This is a genomic window from Collinsella sp. AF04-24 (assembly GCF_003465685.1).
Lineage (GTDB): Bacteria > Actinomycetota > Coriobacteriia > Coriobacteriales > Coriobacteriaceae > Collinsella > Collinsella aerofaciens_AP.
The window spans coordinates 1,384-5,953 of record NZ_QSBK01000033.1 but is presented as its reverse complement, the minus strand read 5'-3'; the positions used below and the strand labels follow the sequence as shown (position 1 = coordinate 5,953).

Annotated in this window: 3 protein-coding genes and 1 pseudogene; 3 read left to right on the top strand and 1 reads right to left on the bottom strand. The window is 65.4% G+C overall.

The annotated features are described in order from the left end of the window. The 3 genes and pseudogenes from DWV32_RS10260 to DWV32_RS09770 form a co-directional block, all read left to right on the top strand. Nucleotides 1-454: pseudogene (locus DWV32_RS10260) on the top strand (lantibiotic ABC transporter permease); the annotation flags it as partial. Nucleotides 455-612: 158 nt separating this feature from the next. Next, complete coding sequence (locus DWV32_RS09775; protein WP_117758017.1) at nt 613-1,275, top strand: response regulator transcription factor; 663 nt, start codon at nt 613-615, stop codon at nt 1,273-1,275. Nucleotides 1,276-1,301: 26 nt separating this feature from the next. Further along, complete coding sequence (locus DWV32_RS09770; protein ID WP_117758016.1) at nt 1,302-2,699, top strand: sensor histidine kinase KdpD; 1,398 nt, start codon at nt 1,302-1,304, stop codon at nt 2,697-2,699. A gap of 12 nt (nt 2,700-2,711) precedes the next feature. On the opposite strand, the gene DWV32_RS09765 is transcribed toward DWV32_RS09770, so the two are convergent. Beyond that, nucleotides 2,712-2,906, bottom strand: coding sequence for a ribbon-helix-helix domain-containing protein (locus DWV32_RS09765; protein ID WP_117758015.1), 195 nt, complete (start codon nt 2,904-2,906; stop codon nt 2,712-2,714). Nucleotides 2,907-4,570 lie beyond the last annotated feature (1,664 nt).

Here is a 4,570-nt window from a genome sequence, read left to right as displayed (position 1 = left end):
GGCCGTGGCGCTCGGCGTGTTCGGGGCCGTGCTCGCCGTTGCCGGGCGCCTGCCGCTCGGGCCCGCTCCGCTTGCGGCCGCGTGGGCGGGCATCGTGCTGGGCAGCCTGCCCCTCTACGCGTTGTGGCTCGGCGTTGCCCTGCGCCTCGGCCGCAACGCCGCCATCGGCGCCGGCGCTGCGGGGGTGCTCCTCGCGTTCTTCTCGGTGGGCGGACTTGCGCACGGCCTCATGACCGGCGAGCTCACCGGTGCCCTGGCGACGCCCCTGAGCTGGGTGCCGCTCGCCTGGCCCGCGCGACTGGGGTCGCTCGGGGTGGAGGCCTTCATCGACGCCGCACACGCGGCGGGCCCTCTCCTCACGACTGCGTTCGCTGGCCTCGTGCTCACCCTGGCAGCCGACGCCGTCCTTCTCGCCTGGTTCTGCCGCTTCGAGGACGGGAGGGCAGATGCGTAGGAAGCCGCTCGCCGCCATGCTCGTCCTCTTCTCCGCAGCGCTCGTCCTGGGCGGGAATGCACTGCTCGACGCCGGCTGGGGGTCGGCGCTGCGCGCAGGGCTCTGGACCGCTGAGTGCGACGCTAGTACAATTCCGACGAGAGTTTCAGGAGGTCAACATGGCTAGGATACTGGCAGTGGATGATGAACGGGCGATCCTCGACGCGCTCGCGCGAGTCCTCGGCCGCGACGGCCATGAGGTCGTCAGGGCGGCGGACCCGACGGCGGTCCCGGGGATGGACTTCTCGCGCTTCGACCTCGTGCTCTGCGACGTTATGATGCCGGGGCTTGACGGCTTTGAGCTCGTGCGGCAGATCCGCCCGGACTTCGACGGGCCCATCGTCTTCCTGACCGCGCGCGTGGCCGAGGAGGATGCCGTGGCCGCCTACGGCCTGGGCGCCGACGACTACGTCCGCAAGCCCTTCGGGGCCGCGGAACTGCGCGCCAAGGTCGCGGCCCATCTACGCCGTGAGCGCCGGCCGCGCTCGCACGCCCTCTCCTTCGGGGAGGTGCGGATCGACCTCGGGGCGCGCGACCTCGCCGTGGGTGGCGAGGCCGTGCCGCTCACGCCCACCGAGTACGCCATCTGCGAGTACCTCGCTCGTCACCCCGGGCAGGTCATGAGCCGCGCGCAGATACGCGAGGCGGTGCTCGGCTGGGAGAGCGACGCCGACGATGCGGCCATATCCATGCAGGTCAGCCGCGCCCGGAGGAAACTCTCCGAGGCCGGCGCCGATCCGATCGCGACCGTCTGGGGGATGGGGTACAAGTGGCAGCTCTGAGGATCGGGGCGCGAGGTCGCGGGGGCATGCCGCTCTCCTTCGTCATCGCGCGCTACTTCGCCTACGCGTTCGCGGCGGTCGCCACGGCGTGGCTTGCCTCGTTCATGGTGCTCTCCGTGGCGATCAACGCGGGCTATGTCTACGAGGCAAGCTGGGGGCCGGCCAATGCGCGCGATGTCGCGGAGGGCCTGGCACGCGACGGCGTCTGCGGGCAGCAGGACGTGCCGACGGCCTACCGCTACCTCATCCTGAACAAGGACGGAAACGTGATGATGACAGACCTCGAGGGTACGCGGCTCGAGGATGCGACGGAAATGGCCAGTACGGCACTCGCCGCGGATCCGGGCACAGTGGAGATCGAGGGCGGGGGCTCGGGCCTCACCTACGCTGCGTTCCCGCTCAAGGGCGGCGGGGCCTGCGCACTCGTCAGCGAGTACCTGCCGCAGTGGGTCTCGCGCGATCTCGCCAGCCTGCTTCCCAACCCGCAGAACCTCATGCTCGTCGGCGCCGCTGTGGGAAGCGCGCTCGCGCTCGCGCTCGTGGCGCGCCGTGCGAGCCGCGTGATCTCGCGCAAGATGGCGCCGCTCGCGGAGGCGGCGGGGCGCGTTGGCGCGGGGGAGCTCGACTTCGCGGTCGGCAGCACCAACGTGCGTGAGGTGAACGACGTCCTCGCCGCGATGGACGCCATGCGGGCCTCCCTCGCCGAGTCGCTCGAGGCCCGCTGGGCCGCGGAGCGGGGGCAGCGCGAGCAGATGGCGTCGCTCGCCCACGATCTCAAGACGCCGCTTACCGTGCTGCGCGCCAACGCCGACTTCGTGGCGGAGGAGCTGGAAGACGAGAATGACAGCGACCTCTCGGCCGCCGCGCGCGACATAGCCGGCGGTGTCGAAAGGCTCGACGGCTACGTGCGCCTGCTCATCGAGGCCTCGCGCGGGTCCGGCGGGGCGGAGAGGGCCCCCATGCGGCCGGCCGAGCTCTGCGAACAGGTCCTCGCCGAGGCCGCCCAGATCGCCCGGGCGCGAGGCGTGACGCTCGACGCGGCCACGGGCCCCGCTGTCGCGGACGCGCCCGAGGCCCCGCTCGACCGAACCGCCCTGGCGCGAGCCGCCGCGAACCTCGTGGCCAACGCCGCCGAGCACGCGCGCTCGCGTGTGGCGGTCTCCTGCGACGTCGCGGGCGGACACCTCGTCATCGAGGTGGCCGACGACGGACCGGGCTTCTCTCCCGCCGCCCTCGAACGCGGCTGCGAGCGCCTCTTCACAGACGACTCGTCCCGCTCCTCGCGCGACGGAGGCCGCCACTACGGGCTCGGCCTCCACGTCGCCTCCGAGGCCGCGAGCGCCCACGGGGGCTCCGTCTCGCTCGCCAACAGCCCCTCGGGCGGCGCGGTGGTCACCATCGCGGTCCCCCTGTGCGGGGCCTGACGAATCAGGCCCTCACACTGGCATGCCTCGCAACCAAACGCTTCCCGGATAATTCATGAGGCCGTACTCGTATTCGAGCCTGTCTATCTCGGCGGCGATGGCCTCCGTCATGTAGAAGTTTTTCGTGCGGCCCGTCGACTTCGCCAGGCGGTCGTACCTGTTCGCGAGGTCCTCGGGGATTCTCAGGGCTGCGGTGGCGGTTGCCATGATGCGCCTCCCAGTTGGATGCAATACGTGAATTACTTTCTATCACATCACCCGAATCCCGCACCGGCGTACGGCCGCATCTGCTTTTTTACCTTTCATTTGTCGACCGGCCCATGCCCGGCTTATTCAGCCGGGTTAAATCAACCATTGAATAAATCCAGGCCTGTAAGGGGCGGTGGAAATCCCTCGAGGACCGAGGGTGCCGTCCCCAGGTCGGCTCCTCGATGGCCGCGGCTGAATTCCCCTGTCATCGGCTGCGTGGGTTCCGGCACGGGGTTCTGGCGCTGCTCGAACGGGGCGCGAGGCTCGGCCGTCGGTCGTGCCGGACGGTATACGTTTTGAGACCGGCAAGCTGTTGCCGGCTCGAGGACAGCGGCCCGGTGCACCGGGCCGATCGATAGAGGACTCAGGTTCACAGCGCAGTTTCTTGGGGCTCGCATATATAGGAAGACTTGATCGGCAATCGATTTTAATGATGTCGACAGCGCATGTCAGAGCTTTCAACAAACCGCAGGTAAAACCGTGTACCAAAAAATGGTACACGGATTTACCTGCGATGTTCATGCTTGGTCAAAAGCCCATCAAGCGATATATTCATTATTTTAATGCGCGCGCCTGAGCTTTTGGCTGAAGTGGCAGTCCGACCGCCGGCAGGCGGCCACGCTATGTCCAAAGGCCACGCCTACTCCCAGTGCCCGGCTACGTCGACGACCCAGTGCTGCCCGTCGAGTTCCTGCCGCAGAGCTACATCAGGGACGTCTTATTGGGGGGACGACCACATGGAACCCCGGGAGATCAAGCTGTACGGCTGATCCATCCGTCAACAACATGTCAAAGCCCAAAACCCAACAGGATCGCGAACGAGGGGATGAATTGACCGCCCGGGTATTTGCGCCCGGGCGGTCAATTTTATCAACCATGGGTGCGATTCTGTGAGGCCATTTTTCTGGCATCCGCCGTTTGCTCCGGTCTCAACGCACCCATCGACCGTTCAGTTATCTTTGCGAACGCGACCACGTGCGCATTTGTCGAACAATCAAATGTCCGACAATGTCTGACGGAGCTGTCAGATATTCACACACGAACAGGTGAGCTTCGCGAGCGATTGTAGGCAACTAGTAGCCCCAGCTGCGTCTTTGGCGCAGGTTCGACGTCTGACATCTTGAATGTCTGACGTTGAACGAAGCTGGTTGATAACAAGCAGGTGGAATAAACATGGAGCCCGACACCTCTCGCGCAATCGGCGCGCGGCAAGGGTCTGGCCCATCTCATATGTTGCCAACGCTAACGGTGAACCTGAGCGCCCGGGCACATTCTTTGTTGGCTGAAACCGGCATAGCAACTAGCGGAAGGCATCATCGAAGGAGTGTGCTGGAAAGCACCCGTCTCCTTAACTGTTAGAAATGCAAGTTAATAATCTATGTGGTCAATATAATACCGTTGAACCCGCATATCGATACCGCTCAGCCACTCGCCTCGCCCCCATCGCACGCATCTTCATTCGGTCTGTCATTATTAATCTAACGATGCTTTGAGAAATGCAGGTGCTTCTAAATGTACTGTCGACTTCTTCTCAAACTAATCCTAAGAGACAGGGCCGTATGGATCTCTACGCTCGTTCTCGCTGCGGCCTTCTCCATCCCCATTGCGTTCAATTCACCCAT

Bases quoted from the DNA above. Each gene is read 5' to 3' on its own strand.
- DWV32_RS09775 (WP_117758017.1), top strand. From the start codon at position 613: ATGGCTAGGATACTGGCAGTGGATGATGAACGGGCGATCCTCGACGCG.
- DWV32_RS09765 (WP_117758015.1), bottom strand. From the start codon at position 2,906: ATGGCAACCGCCACCGCAGCCCTGAGAATCCCCGAGGACCTCGCGAAC.
- DWV32_RS09770 (WP_117758016.1), top strand. From the start codon at position 1,302: ATGCCGCTCTCCTTCGTCATCGCGCGCTACTTCGCCTACGCGTTCGCG.